At 58.5% G+C, this 23448-nt stretch carries 20 protein-coding genes and 1 tRNA gene; 14 read left to right on the top strand and 7 right to left on the bottom strand.

Translation table 11 applies throughout. From position 1 onward, the window contains the following. The first annotated feature begins 172 nt into the window (after positions 1-172). From xdhA to ABWV79_RS17195, 10 genes are all read left to right on the top strand, one after another. Positions 173-1531 carry a xanthine dehydrogenase small subunit gene (gene xdhA, locus ABWV79_RS17240; RefSeq protein WP_353393487.1) on the top strand — a complete coding sequence of 453 codons (1359 nt, stop codon included), beginning with the start codon at positions 173-175 and terminating at the stop codon, positions 1529-1531. Beyond that, the gene (gene xdhB / locus ABWV79_RS17235; protein WP_353393485.1) at positions 1528-3930 is read left to right on the top strand and encodes a xanthine dehydrogenase molybdopterin binding subunit; all 2403 of its coding nucleotides are present in this window, start codon (positions 1528-1530) and stop codon (positions 3928-3930) included. The genes xdhA and xdhB overlap by 4 nt, the downstream gene beginning before the upstream one ends. Beyond that, the gene (gene xdhC / locus ABWV79_RS17230) at positions 3930-4865 is read left to right on the top strand and encodes a xanthine dehydrogenase accessory protein XdhC (protein ID WP_353393483.1); all 936 of its coding nucleotides are present in this window, start codon (positions 3930-3932) and stop codon (positions 4863-4865) included. Before xdhB ends, xdhC begins: the two co-directional genes overlap by 1 nt. Beyond that, a complete protein-coding gene (locus ABWV79_RS17225) occupies positions 4862-6379 on the top strand; it encodes an ABC transporter ATP-binding protein (RefSeq protein WP_353393481.1) in 1518 nt (505 codons plus the stop codon). Before xdhC ends, ABWV79_RS17225 begins: the two co-directional genes overlap by 4 nt. A 38-nt stretch (positions 6380-6417) precedes the next feature. Beyond that, on the top strand, positions 6418-7500 hold the full coding sequence (locus ABWV79_RS17220; RefSeq protein WP_170352266.1) for an ABC transporter permease: 1083 nt from the start codon (positions 6418-6420) through the stop codon (positions 7498-7500). Next, entirely contained in the window at positions 7500-8420 is a 921-nt protein-coding gene (locus ABWV79_RS17215) for an ABC transporter permease (protein WP_170352265.1), read from the top strand. Before ABWV79_RS17220 ends, ABWV79_RS17215 begins: the two co-directional genes overlap by 1 nt. Before the next feature lie 34 nt (positions 8421-8454). Next, positions 8455-9528: a BMP family ABC transporter substrate-binding protein gene (locus ABWV79_RS17210; protein ID WP_170352264.1), complete on the top strand. Its 1074-nt coding sequence runs from the start codon at positions 8455-8457 to the stop codon at positions 9526-9528. A gap of 203 nt (positions 9529-9731) precedes the next feature. Further along, positions 9732-10127, top strand: coding sequence for a VOC family protein (locus ABWV79_RS17205; protein WP_170352263.1), 396 nt, complete (start codon positions 9732-9734; stop codon positions 10125-10127). A 27-nt stretch (positions 10128-10154) separates the two neighbouring features. Beyond that, the gene (locus ABWV79_RS17200; RefSeq protein ID WP_353393478.1) at positions 10155-10469 is read left to right on the top strand and encodes a muconolactone Delta-isomerase family protein; all 315 of its coding nucleotides are present in this window, start codon (positions 10155-10157) and stop codon (positions 10467-10469) included. Positions 10470-10485: 16 nt separating this feature from the next. Then, on the top strand, positions 10486-10854 hold the full coding sequence (locus ABWV79_RS17195) for a ribbon-helix-helix domain-containing protein (protein WP_170352261.1): 369 nt from the start codon (positions 10486-10488) through the stop codon (positions 10852-10854). Positions 10855-10894: 40 nt separating this feature from the next. Here the strand turns inward: ABWV79_RS17195 and ABWV79_RS17190 are convergent, their stop codons facing one another. Together ABWV79_RS17190 and ABWV79_RS17185 are read right to left on the bottom strand one after the other, a co-directional pair. Beyond that, positions 10895-12127, bottom strand: coding sequence for an HlyD family secretion protein (locus tag ABWV79_RS17190; RefSeq protein WP_170352260.1), 1233 nt, complete (start codon positions 12125-12127; stop codon positions 10895-10897). Between the two features lie 3 nt (positions 12128-12130). Next, a complete protein-coding gene (locus ABWV79_RS17185; RefSeq protein WP_353393475.1) occupies positions 12131-12523 on the bottom strand; it encodes a hypothetical protein in 393 nt (130 codons plus the stop codon). A 121-nt stretch (positions 12524-12644) separates the two neighbouring features. On the opposite strand from ABWV79_RS17185, the gene ABWV79_RS17180 reads away from it, so the two are divergent. Both ABWV79_RS17180 and ABWV79_RS17175 read left to right on the top strand, forming a co-directional pair. Then, the gene (locus tag ABWV79_RS17180; RefSeq protein WP_353393474.1) at positions 12645-13709 is read left to right on the top strand and encodes an NAD(P)/FAD-dependent oxidoreductase; all 1065 of its coding nucleotides are present in this window, start codon (positions 12645-12647) and stop codon (positions 13707-13709) included. Next, a complete protein-coding gene (locus ABWV79_RS17175) occupies positions 13709-14362 on the top strand; it encodes a DUF938 domain-containing protein (protein WP_353393472.1) in 654 nt (217 codons plus the stop codon). Before ABWV79_RS17180 ends, ABWV79_RS17175 begins: the two co-directional genes overlap by 1 nt. 176 nt (positions 14363-14538) lie before the next feature. Here the strand turns inward: ABWV79_RS17175 and ABWV79_RS17170 are convergent, their stop codons facing one another. The 4 genes from ABWV79_RS17170 to ABWV79_RS17155 all read right to left on the bottom strand — a co-directional run bounded on the left by ABWV79_RS17170 (position 14539) and on the right by ABWV79_RS17155 (position 21426). Then, positions 14539-17046, bottom strand: coding sequence for a GcvT family protein (locus ABWV79_RS17170; RefSeq protein ID WP_353393470.1), 2508 nt, complete (start codon positions 17044-17046; stop codon positions 14539-14541). Between the two features lie 134 nt (positions 17047-17180). Continuing rightward, complete coding sequence (locus tag ABWV79_RS17165; protein ID WP_353393468.1) at positions 17181-18578, bottom strand: FAD-binding oxidoreductase; 1398 nt, start codon at positions 18576-18578, stop codon at positions 17181-17183. Between the two features lie 24 nt (positions 18579-18602). After that, positions 18603-20396, bottom strand: coding sequence for a gamma-glutamyltransferase (gene ggt / locus ABWV79_RS17160; protein WP_353393466.1), 1794 nt, complete (start codon positions 20394-20396; stop codon positions 18603-18605). A gap of 43 nt (positions 20397-20439) precedes the next feature. Then, on the bottom strand, positions 20440-21426 hold the full coding sequence (locus ABWV79_RS17155) for a 2-hydroxyacid dehydrogenase (RefSeq protein ID WP_353393464.1): 987 nt from the start codon (positions 21424-21426) through the stop codon (positions 20440-20442). Between the two features lie 168 nt (positions 21427-21594). Here ABWV79_RS17155 and ABWV79_RS17150 point away from each other — a divergent pair, with 168 nt between their 5' ends. Beyond that, entirely contained in the window at positions 21595-22086 is a 492-nt protein-coding gene (locus tag ABWV79_RS17150; protein WP_502949869.1) for an SH3 domain-containing protein, read from the top strand. An 18-nt stretch (positions 22087-22104) separates the two neighbouring features. On the opposite strand, the gene ABWV79_RS17145 is transcribed toward ABWV79_RS17150, so the two are convergent. Continuing rightward, positions 22105-23013 (bottom strand): haloalkane dehalogenase, encoded by a 909-nt coding sequence (locus tag ABWV79_RS17145; RefSeq protein WP_353393462.1) that lies wholly within the window; start codon positions 23011-23013, stop codon positions 22105-22107. A 282-nt stretch (positions 23014-23295) separates the two neighbouring features. On the opposite strand from ABWV79_RS17145, the gene ABWV79_RS17140 reads away from it, so the two are divergent. After that, positions 23296-23370: transfer RNA gene (locus tag ABWV79_RS17140), tRNA-Gln, on the top strand. The last annotated feature ends 78 nt before the right edge of the window (positions 23371-23448 follow it).

Genomic DNA, 23448 nt, shown 5'->3' with positions numbered 1-23448 from the left:
TTCAAATTCATCGCCATCCGGTGTAATGGTACATCCCACAGGCAGTTTTTCTTGCCAGATCGGGTGAGCTATTTCTAACATCTGACGGCAAGCTATTCGCCCGCCACTCTTTCTACGTCGCATCGAAGGAGGGCCGCAGGGGCGCAACCGGGTAAGGCGACGGGTTTCACGCATGAACATCACGTTTCTTCTGAACGGAGAGACAGTGGAGCTGTCGGATGTCGATCCGACCGCCACCCTGCTGGACTGGCTGCGCGGGGATCGCGGCCTGACCGGCACCAAGGAAGGCTGCAACGAAGGCGACTGCGGCGCTTGCACCGTGATGGTGACAGATGAAGGCGGTGCTAAGGCTTTAAACGCTTGCATCCTGTTCCTGCCCCAGTTGCACGGTAAGGCCTTGCGCACCGTCGAAGGCGCAAGCGGTCCGAATGGCGAGGCGCACCCTGTGCAGCAGGCGATGGTCGATCTGCACGGATCGCAATGCGGTTTCTGCACACCGGGCTTCGTCATGTCGATGGTCGCCAGCCACGCGAATGGCGCGACCGACCATGACACGCAACTGGCCGGGAACCTGTGCCGCTGCACGGGCTATGCCCCGATCATCCGCGCCGCCACGGCTATCGAGGCAATGCCTGTACCAGTCTGGGTCAAGGACGCGCCCGTGGATGCCGATGCCCAACCAATGCTGCCCACGTCATCGGACGAACTGGCCGCGATCTACGCAGATCACCCGGAGGCCACCTTGATTGCCGGAGCGACCGATGTGGGCCTCTGGGTCACCAAACAGCTGCGCGAATTGGACCCGCTGATTTTCCTGAACCGCTGCGACGACCTCAAGAACATCACTATCACCGAAGGTGAAATCCGCCTCGGGGCCATGGTCGACATGAACCGGATGGGCGCGGCGCTGGCCGATCTCCACCCCTCCTACGCCGAAATGATCCGCCGCTATGCCAGCGTGCAGGTTCGCCACGCCGCCACCGTGGGCGGGAATATCGCCAACGGCTCCCCCATCGGAGACAACCCGCCCGCCCTGATCGCCCTTGGTGCAACTCTGCACTTGCGCAAAGGCGAAACACGCCGGTCGATCCCGCTCGAAGATTTCTTCATCGACTACGGCAAACAGGACCGCGCGCCCGGAGAATTTGTCGAGGCGGTCAGCTTCCTCCGCCAGCCAGATCGCCTGAAATGCTACAAGCTCAGCAAGCGGTTCGATCAGGATATCTCAGCCGTGTGTGGCTGCTTCAACATCACCGTCACGGACGACACCGTCACCCAGGCGCGGATCGCGTTTGGCGGCATGGCGGGCACTCCGAAGCGGGCCGCCCATGTCGAGGCCGCATTGATCGGCAAACCCTGGACCGCTGCGACCATTCAGGCCGCGCTGCCCGCCTTTGCTGACGATTACCAACCACTCACGGATATGCGCGCCTCGGCCACCTATCGTCTGGAAACCGCCAAAGCGATGCTGGAGCGGTATTTCCTTGAAGATCAGGGCGAAGTGACCGACGTACTCAAGGTGACGGCATGAGCGTGACCAAACCCCTCCCCCATGACGCAGCCCCGCTGCATGTCGCAGGTACCGCGCGCTATGTGGATGACATCCCAACGCCCAAGGGCACGCTGCATCTGGCCTTTGGCCTCAGCCCGATTGCCAAGGGCACGATCACCACGATGGACCTGTCGGCAGTAAAAGCCGCCAAGGGTGTGGTGCAAGTGATGACGGCGGACGACCTGCCGTTTGCGAATGACGTCTCGCCCTCGATACATGATGAGCCGCTGCTGTCAGACGGCACGGTTCACTATATCGGCCAGCCGGTGTTTCTGGTGGTGGCGACCAGCCATCTGGCCGCCCGCAAAGCCGCGCGGCTGGGCAAAATCGACTATGCCGAAGACACGCCGATACTGACCATCGAACAAGCTCTGGCCGCTGACAGCCGGTTCGAGGACGGCCCCCGCATCTATGCCAAGGGCGACGCGAACGCAGCCATTGCCAGCGCCCCCCATGTGATCGAAGGCAGTTTCGAACTTGGCGGGCAGGAGCATTTCTATCTGGAAGGCCAAGCCGCTCTGGCCGTGCCGAATGAAGGCGCGGACATGCTGGTCCACAGTTCGACCCAGCACCCGACCGAGATTCAGCACAAGGTAGCTGATGCTTTGGGCGTTCCCATGCACGCCGTGCGGGTCGAAACCCGTCGGATGGGCGGAGGATTCGGCGGCAAGGAAAGTCAGGGCAACGCTCTGGCGGCGGCTTGCGCCATCGCCGCCCGCGCCACCGGCAAGGCCTGCAAGATGCGATACGACCGCGATGATGACATGATCATCACCGGCAAGCGCCACGCCTTCCGCATCGCCTACAAAGCTGGGTTTGATGAGAACGGCCATGTTCAGGGCGTCTCCTTCCATCACTACGTCATCTGCGGCTGGGCACAGGACCTGTCCCTGCCCGTCGCCGACCGCGCGATGCTGCACTCGGACAACGCCTATCTGCTGCCGAATGCCCGGATTGAAAGCCATCGTCTGAAGACCAACACCCAATCTGCGACCGCCTATCGCGGGTTCGGCGGGCCGCAGGGCATGGTCGGGATCGAACGTGTCATGGATCACGCCGCGCATGCGCTTGGGCTGGACCCGGTCGAACTACGCCGCCGCAACTACTATGAGCCTGCGCATAAGGTGGCCGATCAGCCGCTGCACGCGAAACCACTGGGTCATCCCGACCCGCACGAAGACCTGACCAGCCGAGGTGCTGTGGAAACCGGGAATGCCCCCGTTCGTCCCCTACCCGCCGGCGGCAACACCACGCCTTACGGTATGGAGGTCAGCGATTTCGAACTACACTGCATGACCGAAGCGCTTCTGAAATCCAGCGACTATGCCGCTCGCAAGGCCGCCATCGCCGAGTGGAACGCGAAGAACGGCCTGATAAAGAAGGGTATCGCCTTCTCGCCGGTCAAATTCGGGATTTCCTTTACGCTGACCCACCTCAATCAGGCGGGCGCACTGGTGCATGTGTATCAGGATGGCTCGGTCCACCTGAACCATGGCGGGACCGAGATGGGACAGGGCCTGTTCCAAAAGGTCGCGCAAGTGGCCGCATCGCGGTTCGGCATTCCGCTGGAGATGGTCAAGATCACCGCCACCGACACCGCCAAAGTCCCGAATACCTCGGCCACGGCGGCGTCTTCGGGCAGTGACCTGAACGGGATGGCTGTCAAAGCCGCCTGCGACACGATCCGCGACCGGATGGCGGACTATCTGGCCGAACGGCATCAGGCTGATCCATCGGCGGTCACGTTCGCGGATGGGCACGTCTCGGTCGGCGCAGAACGCTATACCTTCGCCGAAGCCGCCGCGCTGGCCTATCAGGGCCGTATCAGCCTGTCCGCCACGGGGTTCTACAAAACCCCCAAGATCGAATGGGACCGGATCGCAGGCCGGGGCCGACCGTTTTTCTACTTCGCCTATGGCGCGTCCGTCACCGAGGTGGCGGTGGACACGCTGACCGGTGAAAACCGCATCCTGCGTACCGATATCCTGCACGATGCAGGCGCCTCGCTGAACCCGGCGCTGGATGTCGGGCAGGTCGAAGGCGGTTATGTGCAAGGCGCGGGCTGGCTGACGACCGAGGAACTGGTCTGGGACGGCAAGGGCAACCTGCGCACCCATGCGCCCTCGACCTATAAAATTCCCGCCTGTTCCGACCGGCCCGATATCTTCAACGTGGCGCTCTGGGACGGCGAGAACCGCGAGGACACGATCTATCGGTCCAAAGCGGTTGGTGAGCCGCCCTTCATGCTAGGTATTTCTGCGTGGTTGGCCCTGTCGAACGCAGTGGCGGCCAGCGGGGATGGCTACCCGGCCCTGAACGCGCCCGCCACGGCAGAGGAACTCTGGCGCGGTGTCCAGCGGATGAAAGGCGGCACCTGATGGGATTTGACCTTGAAGCTCTGCAGGAGGCGGTCAAGATTCACGGGCGCGTGACCCGCGTGGTCATCGCTGCCATCAAAGGCTCGTCCCCGCGCGAGGTCGGCACCGCCATGCTGGTTTGGGCGGGCGGTCAGTCCGGCACGATCGGTGGCGGTACGCTGGAGCATCAGGCGGCGCTCGCCGCACGGGCGCAATCCGTCCCAATGCGACTGACCCACCATGCGCTTGGCCCCGATATGGGCCAATGCTGCGGAGGGGCGGTCTCGCTTTTGAGCGAGGTTTACGACCAACACGCGTTGGACGCGCTGGATGAGACAGTCATCGCACGTGCCCCGTCAGGCGGCGATATGCCACTTTCGGTCAAGCGCCTGCTGGCCGCAGCCCGCGCGCAGGGCGTCGCGCCCGAGCCGCAATTGATCGACGGCTGGATGGTCGAACCCGTTCACAAACCGACCCGGCAGCTATGGATTTGGGGCGCAGGCCATGTGGGGCGGGCGCTGGTTGATGTGCTGTCGCCCCTGCCCGATCTTGCAATCACATGGGTCGACACCGGACCGGATCGCTTTCCCACGCAGATCCCGACCAGTGTCACCCCAATTCCAACGCCCAAACCTGCCGCTCTGGTCCAGCACGCACCGCCCGAGGCCGAGCATCTTGTGCTGACTTATTCACATAATCTGGACCTTGAGCTGTGTAATCGCCTTTTGACGCGTGGTTTTGGCTTTGCGGGGCTGATCGGCTCGGCTACGAAATGGGCGCGATTCCGGTCGCGGCTGACAGCCCTTGGCCATTCCCCCGAACGGATCAGGCAGATCACCTGCCCGATTGGCGATCCCGGTCTGGGCAAACACCCGCAGATGATCGCCATTGGCGTCGCCGCGCAACTACTGCGCCCGGCTTGGCAGAAAGAACTGAAGAAGGACCAGAGCGCGTGACCACTCCACTTTTAAGTCTGCAAGGGCTGACCAAGGCTTATCCCGGCGTCGTGGCCAATGATCAGGTGTCCTTTGATATCGGCGAAGGCGAAGTACACGCCCTGTTGGGCGAAAACGGCGCGGGCAAGTCCACGCTGGTCAAGATGATCTATGGGCTGGTGAAACCCGACAGCGGCACCATGCTGCTGCGTGGCCAGCCTTTTGCTCCGGCGGAACCCCGCGCGGCCCGGGCCGACGGGATCGCGATGGTGTTTCAGCATTTTTCCCTGTTTGACGCGTTGAACGTGGCCGAAAACATCGCGCTGGGGATGGAAAACCCGCCCAAGATGAGCGATCTGGCCACGCGTATCCGCGAAGTATCCGAAACCTATGGCTTACCGCTGGACCCGTATCGCACCGTCGGCGACCTGTCGGCAGGTGAACGCCAGCGAGTCGAGATCATCCGCTGTCTGCTGCAGGACCCCAAGCTGCTGATCATGGATGAACCCACCAGCGTTTTGACCCCGCAAGAGGTCGAAATCCTGTTTGAAACGCTGAACAAATTGCGGGCCGAAGGCACCTCGATCCTTTATATCTCGCACAAGCTGGAAGAAATCCGCACGTTGTGTGACCACGCCACAATTCTGCGTCTGGGAAAGAATGTGGGCGAATGCGTTCCGGCCGAGACATCGGCGCGGGACATGGCCGAGATGATGGTCGGTTCAACCCTGCAAACGCCCGAACGGTCGGGGCGTGACTTCGGCGAAGTCGCGCTGGACGTCAGCGGGCTGTCCGTGCCCTCGCCTTCGGAATTCGGCACCGCGCTGCGCAATGTCCACATGACCGTCCGCAAGGGCGAGGTTTTGGGCATCGGCGGCGTCGCAGGCAACGGGCAGGATGAATTACTTGGCGTGCTGTCGGGCGAAATCACCACCACCGCCGATGCGATCAAGTTCAACGGTCAGCCCATCGGCTTGCTGGGGCCTACTACGCGTCGCAAACTGGGCGTTCTAACCGCGCCCGAGGAACGTTTGGGTCATGCGGCAGCACCGGACATGAGCCTTACGGAAAATGCCTTACTGACTGGATCGGTTCGGGAAGGTCTAGAAAACAATGGCTTCCTGAAATGGGCCGAGACCAAAAGTTTCGCTGAAAAGATCATCAGCGCCTTCGACGTGCGCACGCCAGGCCCGGAAAACGCCGCGCGCTCGTTGTCCGGCGGCAATCTGCAGAAATTCGTGATTGGGCGCGAGGTACTACAAAACCCGGATGTGCTAGTGGTGAATCAACCGACTTGGGGCGTGGACGCGGCAGCTGCGGCGTCGATCCGGCAGGCCATTCTGGATTTAGCAGCCAAGGGCACGGCGGTTGTCTGTATCAGTCAGGATTTGGATGAACTGATGGAGATTTCCGACAGTTTCGCCGCCCTCAACGAAGGTCGCCTCAGCGCGCCTCGACCAACTACGGGCCTTACCGTGGATGAGATTGGCCTAATGATGGGCGGCGCGCATGGCATGGAGGTAGCCCATGTCTAAGCTATTACAGAAAAAGACGAAAACGGGGGTATGAGCGGATGATTGTGTTGGAGAAACGGCCACAGCCGTCCAAGGCGTGGTCTTATGCCACCCCTTTGGTCGCGGTGTTGGCGACAATGGTATTCGGCGGGCTGCTGTTCGCCATTCTGGGGAAGAACCCGATCGAGGCCATCGGCACCATTTTCTGGGAACCCCTGTTCGGTGAGTTTGCATTCTATTACCGCCCGCAGCTGCTGGTGAAAGGGGCGCCTTTGGTGCTGATCGCCATTGGTCTGTCGCTGGGTTTCCGTGCCGGCATATGGAATATCGGGGCCGAGGGGCAGTATATCATGGGCGCCATATTTGGGGCCGGTGCGGGTCTGGCCTTTTACCCTCTGGACGCGTTTTACATTTTTCCGATCATGGTAATCGCTGGGGCATTCGGTGGCTGGCTCTGGGCGATGATCCCGGCCTTTCTGAAGGTTCGCTTTGGCACCAACGAAATCCTTGTCTCGCTGATGCTGGTCTACGTCGCCGAGCAGATGCTGGCCTCGGTGTCGCTTGGCTTGTTGAAAAACCCCGAGGGGTTTGGCTTTCCCGGATCGCGTAATCTACAATCCTATGACAGTGCGCATAACGCCGAGTTGATCGCGGGATCTGGGATGCACTGGGGCGTCGTGACAGCCCTCATCGCAGTGATCTTTTCCTATGTCCTTCTGAACCGGCACATGCTGGGCTTTCACATCCGTTTGACCGGTGAAGCTCCGCGCGCTGCGAAGTTTGCCGGTGTGAACCCGGCCCGTCTGATCCTGTTTTGTCTGGGCCTGTCCGGCGCTCTGGCCGGTCTGGCGGGGATGTTCGAAGTCTCAGGCCCTTCGGGCGTGGTCAGCATCGACTTCAACGTAGGCTACGGTTTCACCGCGATCATTGTGGCCTTCCTTGGCCGTCTGCACCCGGTGGGTATCCTGCTGGCCGGCGGCTTGATGGCGCTGACCTATATCGGAGGTGAAATCGCGCAGTCTCAGTTGGGCCTGCCGGCCGCTGCAATTCAGGTGTTCCAGGGGATGCTTCTGTTCTTCCTGCTGGCTTTCGATCTTCTGACAAACTACCGCATCCGTGCGGCACGTAGCGAGGTGGCGTAATGGACCTTGGTGAAATTAACCCCGTCCTTCTGGTCGCCTCTTTGATGGTGGCCGCAACCCCCCTGCTGCTGGCCGCGATCGGAGAGCTGGTTGTTGAAAAAGCAGGCGTTTTGAACCTTGGCGTCGAGGGCATGATGATCGTCGGCGCGATCAGTGGCTTTGCGATCTCGGTCGAAACCGGGTCACCTTGGCTGGGCTTTATCGCGGCAGCCATTGGCGGCGCGGTTCTGTCTTTATTGTTTGTGGTGCTGACACAGGTGGCTTTGGCCAACCAGGTCGCCAGCGGTCTTGCCCTGACCCTGTTCGGACTCGGCTTTAGCGCTCTGATGGGGCAAAGCTATGTAGGCGTCAAACCCCCGAGCATGGGAGATATACATATTCCGGTGATCAGCGATATTCCGGTGATCGGTCCTATCCTGTTCCAGCACGACCCTATCCTTTATGTCGGCATCGCTTTGACTGCAGCGGTTTGGGCTACGCTAAAGTACACTCGTGTCGGTCTGATCCTGCGCGCGGTCGGGGAAAACCACGATGCCGCGCACGCGCTTGGCTACAAGGTCATCAAGATCCGCGTCATGGCGATCCTGTTCGGCGGAGCTTGTGCGGGTCTGGGCGGAGCCTACATCAGCCTGATCCGTGTGCCCCAATGGACCGAGGGCATGACCGCCGGGGTTGGCTGGATCGCCCTTGCACTGGTGGTGTTCGCCAGTTGGAAGCCGTGGCGAGCATTACTGGGTGCCTATTTGTTCGGCGGTATCACCGTTTTGCAGCTCAATTTGCAGGCGGCGGGCGTTGCCATTCCGGTCGAGTATCTGGCAATGTCGCCCTACATCATCACGATCCTTGTGCTTGTGATCCTTTCGGCCGACAAGAGCAGCGCACCTGCCTCACTGGGCCGGACCTTCCATGCCTCGCACTAGACGGGGCCAACTGAACCAACTTGGGGAGTACCACATGAAATTCACTACACTTTTGGCAAGCGCCGCCATGGCGCTCGGGCTGGCTTCGGGAGCGATGGCCGACGAAAAGACAAAGGTCGGCTTCGTTTACGTTGGCCCAGTCGGCGATGGCGGCTGGACCTACGAACACAACAAAGGTCGTCTGGCCGTTGAAGAAGAGTTTGGCGACAAGGTTGAAACCGTGTTTGTCGAGTCCGTCCCAGAAGGCCCCGACGCCGAGCGCGTAATGACGCAGATGGCGCTGGAAGGCGCAGACCTGATCTTTACCACCTCGTTTGGTTACATGGACCCGACCATCAACGTTGCCAAGAAATTCCCGAACGTGAAGTTCGAGCACGCGACCGGCTATAAAACCGCCGAAAACGTCTCGGTCTATTCGGCGCGTTTCTACGAAGGCCGCGCGGTTCAGGGTCACATAGCGGGTAAGATGACTAAGTCGAACATCATCGGTTATATTGGATCCTACCCGATCCCTGAAGTGATCCGCGGCATCAACTCGGCCTATCTGCACGCTAAAGCCGTAAACCCGGATGTCGAGTTCAAGATCATCTGGGCCTACACCTGGTTTGACCCCGCAAAAGAAGCTGACGCCGCCACCGTACTGATCGAACAGGGCGCTGACGTGATCCTGCAGCACACTGACTCGACCGCACCGCAGGCCGCCGCACAAGAAGCGGGCAACGTGGTCACCTTCGGTCAGGCATCTGACATGAGCGAATACGCCCCCTTCCCGCGCGTCTCGTCAATCATTGATGACTGGGCACCCTACTACATCGCACGGACCAAGGCTGTGATGGACGGCACATGGGAAAGCGCGAACACCTGGGACGGTATCCGCGAAGGCATGGTCGCTATCGGCGAGATTTCCGACGCGGTACCTGCTGATGTCAAGGAAGAGGCGCTGGCTTTGAAAGCCGCAATGGCTGCAGGTGAATACCATCCCTTCACCGGCCCGATCAAAAAGCAGGACGGCAGCGACTGGCTGGCGGACGGCGAAACAGCCGATGACGGTACCCTGGCTGGCATGAACTTCTACGTTGAAGGGCTGGAAGGCGAAATTCCGCAGTAAACCAGTATCTCAGCGAATACTTGTAAGGCCCGCGGAATTTGCGGGCCTTTTTTCTTGGTCTGCTTTTGACGTGTACTTTGGCCTTGAGGGCGGCAACCATCAACCGAGTTGCATGCCTTCTTCAGCAAAAATTCAGGGTTGTATTAGTCCTATAATACCACTTCGCGTTCTCTGCCCGGTACAAAGCCGCAGGAGGTGCGCAGATGGCAAAACTTGCACACAGCATGATCCGGGTTATCGATGAAGACCGGGCCGTGACGTTTTATAAGACAGCTTTTGATCTGAAGGTTAAGGATCGGCTCGACTTTGAAAGCTTTACCCTGATCTACATGATTTCGGAAGGTTCCGATTTCGAGCTAGAACTGACCATAAACAAAGATCGTAGTGAACCTTATGATCTGGGTAATGGATACGGTCACATCGCCTTTGTCGTCGATGACCTGGACGCCATGCATGGTCACATCCGTGATCTAGGAGCCCATCCCAAAGACATCGTGGATTTCCGTCCCGGAGGAACGCGCGTAGCGCGGTTTTTCTTTGTGTCGGACCCCGACGGTTATCAAATCGAAGTGATCGAAAAAGGTGGTCGCTTTATCTAAACGCGTCAAAAAAACTCGGAGGAAAACATGCTTTATCAACTGAATTTCAACGTTGAATACGATGCTACGTTGGCCCAGCAAGGTCTGCTGGGAGTCTGGGCAGAAGAGGCCGAAGCCGCCTTGGGCGCGAAGTCGGCGGGCGTCGTCAAAGACTTGTGGAAGGTTGTCGGTGAACGCAAAGTGACGGCGATCGTCGATGTCGAAGATCCAGATACTCTGGACAGGATTCTGTTCGATCTGCCCATCATGCAGAAAATGGGTCATCATGTTAAGGTCGAGGTGAAGTCATTGCGTCGATACGAAGACTTCGCGGCCGACGTCAAAGAGCGGCTGGGACGCTGAAGCGAAGGGGAACCCAATGTGCCAGTTGTTTATCGATGCCGATCCGGCGCTTTGGGCTTCTCACACCCGTTCATTCCGAATGGAAGGTATGGTCACCAGCGTGCGCCTGGAAGAGCTCTTCTGGCGTACGCTGGAAACCGTCAGCGAGAGGGATGAGCTTACCGTGCCCCAACTGTTGCACAGGCTATACAATGAAAGCCTGGATGCAGGGCATGATGTAGGTAATTTTACGTCATTCTTGCGGGTCTGTTGTTTGCGGTATCTTGATTTGCAACTACGCGGTCTGATCCCGCTTGAAGCACACGTCAACCTGTCTTTGCTTCCAGCCCAAGATATTCTGTCACTTGAACAAAAGGCCCGCGCCGAGAATGCCCCAAAACTATGATGTTTTGGGGCGTCTCTGTAACCATGTAGCTAATTTGTCGTTAATGCCCGCTCAGAACCAGAGTGTTCACAGGCATCAGGATCAACCGCAAGCGCAGACCCGCTGCGTGCACCACACCGATCGTATCGACCACGTGCAAGAACGCTGCATGCCAGAAGCCCAGATCTTCATGCTCCAGCCTCTCGTGATTGCTGGTGTAGACATTCGCCAAACAGTTGCTGCCCGGAGGGATGTCATCAGCCATGCCTTTGTAGAGCGGTTCCATGTAAACAAGGATCGAGCCAGGGTAGGTGTTGGCCTGCACGTCACGCAATTCGTCGGACGGGCGCAGTTGCCCCGATGGGATCACGTCCTGAACCTGCACCACGACCATTGGGATGACGGTAAAGGGCTTGGTCATACAACCCAACTCGCCAATCATGCCGGGCTTGATGACTTGTGCAGACATCTGGTTGAACGCGGCCTGAAACCGATCATGCCCCGAATGCGACGGCACCAGAATGCCCGCAGGGCGCAACAGGGGGCTTACGAAATCGCCGACCTGCAGGCCGAATTGCTCGATCCGACCTGTCACACCTGCGGCAACAACGGTCTTGTCCAACTCGGTCAGGGCCGCGTCCAGTTGCGCGTTCGCACTGGCAAGCTGTGCCGGGATCAGCTCTTCGATCTGTTGAACAACAGCGGCTCGTTTCGCCTCTGCAGCCACAAGTTTGGCTTCGCGTTCAGCCACGATGTTTTCCAGCCGGTCAATTTCGGCCAGACGCACGGCACTGGACCCTTCGTCGCGCAGAGTCGTGTTACGCTCAAGGTCCTCAATCGCCTGATCCAGCGAGGCCTTGGCACCCGCAATTCCGGCAGTCGCTTCGGCCAGATCGGTCTCGGCCACTTTCAAAGAGGCCTGAACCTGCGCGATCTGCGCATGGGCGGCCTCGACCATTGCCGTTTGGGTAAAATCTTCCATTCGGAAAATGGGCTGCCCAGCAACAACCAGCTGGTTGTTGGTCACATAAACCTCGGCGACGCGTCCACCCAATTGCGGCAGGATTGTTACCGTACGAAAGTAAGACGCTGCTGTCTTGCTGGCAGGGTGAAAATAGAACAGCGTAGTGATCACGGTCAGCGCCAGAATGGCGCAGGTGGTCAGACCCCAGCGCAACTCATACCACATGGTGAACAGGGTAATCTCGTGCCCGATCCGTTTGCCTTGGACAAAGCGACGGAACAAATAATCCGGTAGCACCGTGACCAGTGCACACATCAGCGTTTCAAGCATATCTTATTGCTCCTGATGTTCGGGCGACTGGGGCACGGGTGGATCCTGACGCTGCGGCCCCAAAGATCGGATCGCGTCGGCAATCGCACGCAATGGCGCACCTATGTCGGGAAATTGAAAACCGGCGACCAAGATGGCGGCAATCCAGAACAAGCCGTTATGAGTAAACAAAGCCAGCAGGGCAAGAATACCAACCAGTTGAAACTGGGGATGATTGGATTCGTGTGCGATTTTTTCCGGAATCGAATGCAGCGTGAAATACCCCACACCAATCAAGATGATCACACCGACCGTAAATACGAACATGAACGTCAAAAGATAATCACTGCCATCCGCCTGGACCACGTAGTGCGGAATATGTCCCGTGGCCATTGGGTGTAAATCTGCGGCTGTCACCCTGCCCTCCTATAATTGTATATGACGTGTTTGGATGGGTTGATGCCCAAATTCAAGCCTGCTTAGTATGCGCTGCGCGGCTTGCCCCGTCTGTGCGTTTTTTTTCAAGGATTCAAGCGGCATGATAGATTTCCTCATCATCGGTGGAGGGATAGCTGGCCTCAGCACCGGGGCGCGCCTTTCTGCTTTCGGTAAAGTTGCTGTGCTCGAGGCCGAAGACGCCCTTGGGTACCATGCCTCTGGCCGCTCGGCCGCCTTGTTCGAGGAAAGCTATGGCCCTCCATCGGTTGTCGCGTTGAACCGGGCCAGCGCCGGGTTTCTGCACGAAGGTGGGTATCTTACCCCACGCGGTCTTATGATGGTTGCCAACGCATCGCAGCAAGAGGCCTTTGACCGCGATGTCAGCGACCTTTCAATGCAAGTTATCTCCAACTCGGACGCAGTTTCGCGTGTGCCTATCCTGAACCCAGAGGTCCTGAGCCACGCGGCGATCAGCGACGCCGCATTCGACATCGACACCGACCGTTTGATGCAGGATTTTGCCCGAACCATTCGCCGCAATGACGGAGAGGTTCTGACCAAAAACCGTGTCACGTCGCTGAAAAAACACAAGAACTGGGTGGTTGACGGCCAACATCGTTACGAAGCGCGCCTTGTCATCAATGCCGCCGGACCCTGGGTCGACGAGGTCGCTGCTTTGGCTGGGATTGCGCCGGTTGGTATCAGTCCTAAGCGACGATCGATGGCACGCATTCCAGCTCCGGGTGGCTACGATGTTCGAGATTGGCCCATGATGCTGGGTGCAGGCGAAGGGTGGTATGCCAAACCAGACGCAGGCAGTCTGATCGTCTCTCCGTCCGAGGCGACCCCTGTGCCGCCACATGACGCCTATGCAGACGACATGATCCTTGCCGAAGGGCTAGCCCGGTACGAAGAAATGATGACTGAACCCGTTACCCGGCTTGAGGCCAACTGGGCGGGGCTACGCAGCTTTACCCCGGACGGCACATTGGTTCTGGGGCCGGAACCGTCCGAGCCGACATTTATCTGGTCTGCCGGTCAGGGCGGGTATGGGTTCCAGACATCGCCCGCCGCGTCTAAGCTGGTTGCAGATTTGGTAACTGGCGCGACCTCTGACTTAGACGCAGACAGTGTAAACGCCTTAAAGCCCTGCAGGTTCCGATAATGAGCAAACGCACCCTTCCCGCAAACGCCAGTGTTGCAACGCAGGCCGAGGGCGCCCGAATGATCGCCCCGGCGGCCACCCGCAACACCGAAGCCTTATCAGACCTGCTTGCGGAATGGGCTCCGACCGCTGGCCATGCACTGGAGCTTGCCAGTGGCACAGGGCAGCACGTCAGCGCATTCGCTCGAAAACTGCCAGGTTTGGCGTGGCAACCGACTGAAATTGAGCCCGAGCGCCGCTCCAGCATCGACACGTATGCTGCCGAGCATGCCAATATTGCCAACTCTGTGGAATTGGATGCAACGGCAGCGGGGTGGCATGAAAAGTATGGTGAACGCGACCTGATTGTCCTGATCAACTTAACGCATCTGATCAGCTGGCAGGAAACTCAAACCATTCTGACTGAGGCTGCAAAGGCCCTGAACCCACGCGGACGCTTTATCCTCTACGGGCCTTTCATGCGATCAGGGCAACTGACCAGTGATGGTGACCAACGGTTCCATGACGCGTTGGTGCAACAAGATGCGGAAATCGGATACAAGAACGATCAAGACGTTATCGGGTGTATGCTGGAACAAGGCCTGACCCTTGTGAAAACCATTGAGATGCCTGCAAACAATTTGGCCTTTGTGGTGGAAAAGCCTGGCCTCTGATCGAAATCCAAACCTGTTGCCAGTGTGTCTGCTACCCCGTCAGACTGGGTTATCCTATCACACGAGCCTACAGCTTCTGCAGTAATTCACGGCTTTCTCCGACCGAAAACACCTGACCCGCCAAATCGGCTTTTTCAGGCGGCGCATTTTTGCGCCGCCTGAATTGATACTCTGTATCAACCGTCCTTTCGGATGGTTTCGTTCTTTGGATCATATGGGCTGTCGCAGGTCACAACCGCATCCCACAGCTTGTCCTGTATTTTAACTTGCAGCTTGGTGCCTTCGACCGCCAGCTCAGGCTTCACATAGCCCATGCCGATAGATTTCTCGAACGCGACCGAATAACCGCCCGAGGTCAGACGACCGACGCGTTCACCTTCCGGCGTATACAGCGCCTCGCGGCCCCACGGGTCCGCATCGTCCGGCCCGTCAATCAGCAGAGTGCAGCACTTCACGCGCACACCGGTCTCTTCCAGCTTGGCCTTGCCGTAGAAGTCTTTCGACAGATCGACAAAACGCGGCAGGTCGGCTTCCAGCGGGGTTGCGTCGCGACCCAGTTCGGTGCCGAAGGCGCGATAGGATTTCTCCTGACGCAGCCAGTTCTGGGCGCGGGCGCCGACCAGCTTCATACCGTGTTTCTCGCCGGCTTTTTCCAGCAGATCGAACAGGTAGTTCTGCATCTCGATCGGGTGGTGCAGTTCCCAGCCCAGTTCACCGGTATAGGCCACGCGGATCGCGTTCACAGGGCACATGCCCAGTTCGATCTGACGGGCCGACAGCCACGGGAAGCGCTTGTTGGACAGTGCGGTTTCCGGATCGGCGTCTTTGATGACCTCTTTCAGAACGTCACGCGACTTGGGTCCGGCGATTGCGAAGACGCCCCACTGGGTGGTCACGTCCTGGATTTCGATGTAGCCGAACTCCTCCATCTTGTCCTCGGCCGCCTTGCGCAGATAATCCGCGTCATACTCGGTCCAGGCACCGGCAGAGACGATGTAGTAGCTGTTCTCGCCATTACGGACGATGGTGTATTCGGTGCGGGTGGTCCCATGCGAGGTCAGCGCGTAGGTCAGGTTGATGCGACCGACCTTGGGCAGCTTGTTGCAGGTGAACCAATCCAGGAACTGAGTCGCACCGGGGCCTTTGACGACGTGCTTGGTGAAGGCCGACGCGTCGATCAGGCCCACGCCTTCGCGGATCGCCTTGGCTTCTTCCACGGCGTGTTTCCACCAACCACCGCGACGGAAGCTGCGGCTTTCCCTGTCGAAGTTATCCGGAGCATCGACGGGGCCGAAATAGTTCGGACGTTCCCAGCCGTTAACCCAGCCGAATTGTGCGCCACGCGCTTTCTGGCGGTCATAGGCCGGAACAGTACGCAGCGGACGGCAGGCTTCACGCTCTTCGTCGGGGTGGTGCAGGATGTAGACGTGTTCATAGCATTCTTCGTTCTTGCGCGCCGCGAATTCGGTGGTCATCCAGTTCGACGAATACCGTTTGGGGTCCAGCGAGGCCATGTCGATCTCGGCTTCGCCATCGACCATCATCTGCGCCAGATAATAGCCGGTGCCGCCTGCAGCAGTGATCCCGAACGAGAAGCCCTCGGCCAGCCACATATTGCGCAGGCCCGGAGCCGGACCAACCAGCGGGTTGCCGTCGGGGGTATAGCAGATCGGGCCGTTAAAATCGTCTTTCAGGCCGGATTCGGCGCAGGACGGCACACGCTCAGCCATCGCCATGTACTGATCCGCGATCCGGTCCAGATCCAGCGGGAAAAGGTCAGCACGGAAGCTGTCGGGCACGCCATGTTCAAAGCGCGCGGGAGCACCGTGTTCGTAGATACCCAAAATCCAGCCGCCACGTTCCTCTCGCGCATAGGACTCGTTGTCAGCGTCACGAACAACAGGGTGTTCGGGGTTACCGGCTTCACGCCATTTGACCAGCTCGGGGTCTTTGTCCATGACGATAAAAGTGTGCTCGACCGGGATCGCAGGCATCTTGATGCCCAGCATCTTGGCGGTGCGCTGTGCGTGGTTACCCGATGCGGTCACGACATGTTCGGCCGTGATAACCACCTGCTCGTCGCTTTCGACAAGGTTGCCGCCCTTTTCGACCATCTTGGTGCAGGTGACTTCCCAGTGGGTGCCGTTCCAGTGGAAAGCATCGGCCTGCAGTTTACGGACGATATCAACTCCGCGCTGACGGGCACCCTTGGCCATCGCCTGCGTTACGTCTGCGGGGTTAATATAGCCATCTTCGGTGTGATAGATCGCGCCCTTCAAGTCCGAGGTTTCGATCAGCGGCCAGCGTTCCTTGATCTGCTCGGGTGTCAGCCATTCATAAGCCACGTCACAGGTCTCGGCGGTCGAGGCATAGAGCATGTATTCGTCCATACGCTCTTGCGTCTGCGCCATGCGAAGGTTGCCGACCACGGCAAAGCCCGCGTTCAGGCCGGTCTCTTCTTCAAGCGTCTTGTAGAAATCGACCGAGTACTTGTGGATGTGGGTGGTCGCATAGGACATGTTGAACAGCGGCAACAAGCCCGCTGCGTGCCACGTAGAACCAGATGTCAGCTCGTCCCGTTCGATCAGCATCACATCGTCCCAGCCTGCCTTGGCAAGGTGGTATGCAATCGAGGTCCCGACGGCACCGCCGCCGACAACCAGTGCTTTGACTTGGGTTTTCATTCGCCCGCTCTCCGGATTGAGTCTGTTTGGCAAGGTTTATGCCCAAGCCTGCGTCTCAGCGCCAAGTCCAGCCGACGCAAAAAAGGGCAAAACCGACCTTTGGTGGCGCATTCACTCAAATGGAAGTGAAGCAGCTACAGAATTTTGCCGGGGTTCATGATGTTGTCGGGATCCAGCGCCGCCTTAATGGCTGCCATATAACGAGTGGCTTCACCCAGTTCTTTGACCAGATACGGACGCTTGCCCTGACCGATTCCATGTTCTCCGGTGCAGGTACCCTCCATCGAGATCGCAAGATCGTTCAGCCAACCCACAAAACCATCGGCTTTTGCGACCTCATCGGCATTGTCCATGTCAATCAGCAACAAGGTATGAAAGTTGCCGTCTCCGACATGCCCAACCATGGGGGCCATCAAGCCCAGCTCTTGCGCCTTTTCTTGCGTGGCCGTGACGCACTCGGCCAGTCGCGAGATCGGAACGCAGACATCGGTAGAGATTCCGCGCGCGCCCGGCCGAAGCTGCAGGCTTGCCCAATACATATCGTGCCGGGCCTGCCACAGCTTGTTCCGCTCTTCGGTGGTCGTAGTCGCAGTAAAATCCGTACCCTGAAATTCTTCAGCGATTTGACCGAAGGTCTCGGCTTGTTCGACGGCACCGTGTTCCGAGCCGTGAAACTCAAGCAACAGCAGCGGCGTTTCCGGCAAGGCCAGATTGGAATAGGCATTGGCGGCGCGCACCGACATCTCGTCCAGAAGTTCTATGCGGGCAACAGGCACACCGTATTGAATGGTCATCATCACAGCCTGACAGGCCGCATCGACGGTTGGAAAAGAACAACGCGCCGAGGAGATTGCCTCGGGGATGCCCTGCAGTCGCAAGGTGATCTCGGTAATGATGCCCAGCGTGCCTTCGGCGCCGATCAGCAAACGGGTCAAATCATACCCGGCCGAGGATTTTTTGGCCCGGTGGCCGGTACGTATGATCTGCCCGTCGGGCATCACAGCCTCAAGGCTGAGGATATTATCCTTCATCGTACCGTAGCGCACCGCGTTCGTACCCGAGGCGCGCGTGGCCGCCATTCCACCCAGCGACGCATTCGCGCCGGGATCGATTGGAAAGAACAGGCCCTGATCGCGCAGATGGGTATTCAGATCTTCGCGCGTGACACCGGGTTGCACGACACAGTCCAGATCGCTGGCATTCACGGCCAGCACCTTGTTCATCTGTGTCAGATCAACCGAAATTCCTCCGGCAGGCGCATTCACATGCCCCTCAAGCGAGGTTCCCGTGCCAAACGCGATCACCGGAACCTTGTGTGTGGCGCAGGCTTTGACAATCTCGGCCACTTCGTCGGTAGAATGCGGAAAAACAACGGCGTCGGGGCTTTGGTTTTCAATCCAGGTCGTCGTGTGGCCATGCTGTTCACGAATGGCCTGACCGGTTTGCAACCGGTCGCCGAATTTCTGTTTCAGAATTCCGACAACCGTTTGGATCCCGTTTTCATTCCGGGGCAACGCAACTGCCTGCACCATGCTGCTCCTTATTTAGGCGCTGGGTTATTCGCCCAGCGCAATGCCTTCACGTCTTGGATCCGCGCCACCAATCAGAACGTCGCCGATCTCGATCGCGTGCAACCCCGAGGTCAGGTCGCGCGGATTAACCTCGTATCCCAGCGCGGTCAGACCATCCGTGAACCCTTCGGCTGCGGTGCCTTGTTCCACGTCATAGGTGCCGAACCGGTTGACCAGATGCGGCAAGGACAGGGCCTGCTGGACATCCATATCCCAGTCTGCCCACGCGATGATCGACTTGGCGACATAGCCGATGATCCGGCTGCCTCCGGGCGAGCCGATGGCCAAAACCGGTTTACCGTCCTGCATTACGATTGTCGGGCTCATCGAAGATCGGGGTCGCTTGCCGGGTTCAAGCCGATTGGCAATTGGCACACCATCCTTGTGGGTCTTGAACGAGAAGTCAGTCAATTCGTTGTTTAACAAGAACCCGTTGGTCATGAGACGGGATCCAAACCCATTCTCAATGGTCGTCGTCATCGAAAGGACATTGCCGTATTGATCCACGATCGAAATATGCGATGTCGATGGCAGCTCGATCGACACGTCATCTGCCCAGTTTGATGCGTGATCGAAGGCCGGGTTACCCGGTTTCGCGTCGATCAAAGCACCATCTGTGTTCAAAAGCTCTCCGCGTTCGGACAGATAGCCGGGGTCGACCAGACCCTGCGTCGGCATCGGGACAAAGTCGTGATCGGCCATGTAGCGGCCGCGATCAGCGAAAGCCAGCCGCGAGGCATCTCCGATCAGACGCCAGGTATTGATATCTTCTGGTCCGTACTCGGCCAGATCATACCCGTCCAACATGCCCAGGATCTGCCCAACTGTCAGCGCGCCCGAAGATGGCGGCCCCATCCCGCAGACCTCGTAGGCGCGATAGGTCGCGCAGACCGGTTCACGTTCAATCACCTGATACAGCGCCAGATCGATGCCCGACAATACACCGGGATTGCCTTCGGCCCCGCGAACGGTGCTAACGATCCCGGCGGCGATCTCTCCGCCATAGAAGCCAGCCGAGCCTTCGCTGGCAAGCGTCCGCAGCGTGTCAGCATAGTCCGGATTCACCAGACGCTGCCCCTGCTCAAGCGGCTTGCCATCCGGCAGGAAATACGAGGCCGTCACCGGAAAACGTGACAGTCGCTCGGCGTCCTTTTCAACAAGGCTTGCTAACCGGGGCGAAACCAGGAATCCGTCGTCAGCCAGTGTGATCCCGTCTGCAAAAAGGCCGGGCCATGGGCTGCGGCCCCAGCGGCGATGGGCTTCTTCCAACAGTGCCGGGGTGCCTGGTGTTCCGACAGACAAGCCGCCGACAACAGCATCGAAGAACTTGAGCGGCTCGCCATTTTCATCCTGAAACAGACGATGGTTTGCCTCTAACGGAGCAGTTTCACGGCCATCCAACGTGGTCATTTTACCGGTTGCGGCATCATACCAGACCAGGAACGCACCGCCCCCAAGGCCCGACGACTGAGGTTCAACCAGACCCAGTACTACCTGAACGGCAACCATCGCATCGGCAGCTGATCCTCCGGCCCGCAGAACCTTGGCCCCAGCTTCAACTGCCAGCGGGTTCGCTGCTGCTACCATCCAGTTTTCCGAAGTGACCGGCTCGCCCGCAAGCTTGGCTTCCAGTGCGGCGATGACCTCTTCGGTCAGGCCCTGAACCTGCCCGGTCGAACCACCTTCGGGTGCGACGGTGTCGGCTGCTTCCTGCGCTATGGCCGGGCCAGCAAAGGCCATGACGGACAATAACAATCCTGAAATCAGACTTCGTTTCATAGTGTCCTCCTAAAAAATAAAAGCAACCAGCCTGCGTGATGCGTCAGAGCATGGCAGGAACCACCTGATCCGGTGGGCGGTGGCCGTCTTCGAATGTTTTGATATTGATAATGACCTTTTCGCCCATCTCAATCCGGCCTTCCAATGTCGCGGACCCCATATGAGGCAGCAACACGACATTGGACAATTGCCGCAGGCGTGGGTTCACATCGGTGCCGTGCTCATACACATCCAGACCGGCCCCGGCGATCTCGCCCGAGCGGATCAACCGGGTCAAAGCGTTCTCATCGATCACCTCGCCGCGCGAAGTGTTCACGATCACCGCCGAGGGTTTCATCAGCTTCAGCCGCCGCGCGTTCATCAGGTGAAAAGTGGACGGTGTCGACGGGCAGTTGATAGAAATCACATCCATCCGCGCAACCATCTGGTCAAGGCTTTCCCAATAGGTTGCCTCAAGCTCGTGTTCCGTTTCAGGCCGTAGCCGGCGGCGGTTATGGTAGTGCACCTGCATCCCAAAGGCGCTGGCCCGCCGCGCTACGGCCTGACCGATCCGGCCCATACCAAGAATGCCCAGACGGCGCCCACCGATTCTGCCGCCCAACAACGCATTAGGAGCCCATCCATCCCATTCGGATTTCTGCATCACCGAAAGCCCCTCGGGGATACGACGCGTTACAGCAAGAATCAGCGCCATAGTCATGTCAGCGGTATCATCGGTCAGCACACCCGGAGTGTTGGACACCAGAATGCCCCGCTGGCGGGCGGTTGCCACATCAATATTGTCGACCCCTGCACCATAGTTGGCGATCAGGCGCAGGTTCTCACCCGCCTGCCCCAGCAGCCCGCCGTCGATTGTATCGGTGATGGTGGGAACCAGCACATCTGCCTCTTTGACCGCGGCGACAAGCTCATCTCGGGTCATGGGGGCATCGTCTGTACGCAGCTGAACATCGAACAGTTCGCTCAATCGCGTTTCCACCGCCTCGGGCAACCGTCGCGTAACGACAACACTCAGACGTTCTCTTGGCACCTGTGCACTCCCACTGCTTTGCAAAACTTCGCGCGCCATGGCATCGTGGCGCAGGAAAAGGCGGGGCACAAGAACCCCAAGGGCATTGAAACCACCTTTTTTCGAAACAAGATCAACAGGCACAAGAGCAGACCGTCAGTGAGTGGTATTCTACCCGCAAAACGCCGAATAGCGGCGCTGATAAGCGTGATCCTGATAGGAATTTGCGCGTCAAGCGCAGCTGCACAGGATAAACGCGGCCAAGTCACAAACCTGCCGCTGCCGCGTTTCGTTTCGATGAAGGCAGCCGAGGGAAATGTGCGGCGCGGTCCGTCTTTGACACATCGAATCGACTGGGTCTTCAAACGGCGTGGGATGCCCTTGCAGGTGACGGCCGAATTCGGAAACTGGCGGAAGGTTCAGGATCGCGACGGAGCCGGTGGCTGGGTACACTATGCTTTGTTGTCCGGCGTACGGACGGTTTTGATCGAATCCGAAATGCTGCCCGTATACACCAACCCCGATCCGAACTCACCGGTCAGCGCCCAGTTCGAGGCCGGAGTTGTTGCCCGGCTGGGCAGTTGCACCATTGACTGGTGCCGGATCTCAGCCGGGGGTTACAAAGGCTGGACACTCAAGTCGAATCTTTGGGGTGTAGAACCCGGTGAAGTTCGCGAATGATCCGCCATGCTCCGGTAACTAGGACGTCCTTTCAATAAAATCGCAGGTCAGCTTTACCAGTTCGACGCCAACATCCTCTTGCAGAAAGTGGCCTGCCTTGGGCAGCACGACATGCGGTTGTCCCGCAGCGCCAGGGCACAGTTTTTGGAATATCTGATCGATCCCTGCCATGACTTTGTCATCTGCACCAAAGGCCGTAAGAACCGGTGTTTTAAGTCCCTGTATCACCTCCCAAGCCTGCCTGTTGGGTCCAGCGGCCGGATCGTCCGGTGACGCGGGAACAAGCATGGGGAACTGGCGCGCTCCGGCTTTGTAGCTTTCATCGGGAAACGGCGCGTCATAGGCTGCCAATGTCTCGTCGGACAAGCTCGTCTCGGTTCCGCCTTGAAGGATGCCACCTGCCGGAAAAACCGGGACAGTCTGACTGAATGTCCGCCAATTTTCGAACGCCTCACCCATTGGCTGATCACCAGTGGGTAAAGCCGTATTCGAAACCACAATACGTGCGAATCTGTCCGGCATTTCTGCCCATAGTCTCAGGCCGATCAAACCGCCCCAGTCCTGACAGAATAACGTAATGTCATGTAGATCCGTTTTGCGAAGCCATTCTCCCATCCAGGCCACATGGCGCGCATAGGTATAATCGTCGCGCTCGGTCGGTTTGTCCGACCGCCCAAAGCCAATCAAATCCGGTGCAATCGCCCGATGACCCTGCGCAACGAATCCCTTGATCATATGTCGGTACAGGTATGACCAACTTGGCTCACCATGCATCATCAAGACAGGCGCGGCCTCTTGCGGTCCTTGGTCGACATAGTGGATTCGCATAAACCCGCCTTCAGTGTCGTCGATCTGTGTATAATGCGGAGCGAAATCGTAGTCCGACAACTCTTGGAAACGTTCGTCTGGTGTGCGCAGATATTTCATCTTTCACCTACTTTTTATGATGGGCTATTTAAATGAATGGCACGCACTTAGGTCGCCTGTCACATCACAATGCCTAGCAGCAGTTTCCGAGCACACCGTTTTTGCGGCGATCTTCTAGAGCTTGAGGGCTACGAGCCTTGAAAAAGCGATCCCTTTAATGCTGTCCTGAAGGCCCCAGTATGGCGGCTGCTCAGGTTTGAAAAAATATTTTAACCTGAGCTGATTTTTTGCCTGAAAGGACTTGAACCCCCCAGACAACAATCGTAGATAGCGCCTCACCGTTGGGGTGTAGCCAAGTGGTAAGGCAGCGGTTTTTGGTACCGTGTATCGTAGGTTCGAATCCTACCACCCCAGCCAGTTCATCAGAACATGGAACGACAGCAGGCGCTTGGGGGTAAACCCTCCGAGAAATGCCCCCGTTTATGCCCCAGTGGA

The organism is Ruegeria sp. HU-ET01832 (assembly GCF_040371315.1).
Taxonomy (GTDB): domain Bacteria; phylum Pseudomonadota; class Alphaproteobacteria; order Rhodobacterales; family Rhodobacteraceae; genus Ruegeria; species Ruegeria lacuscaerulensis_A.
The sequence above is the reverse complement of the archived record's forward strand: the minus strand, read 5'-3'. Positions and strand labels throughout refer to the sequence as shown.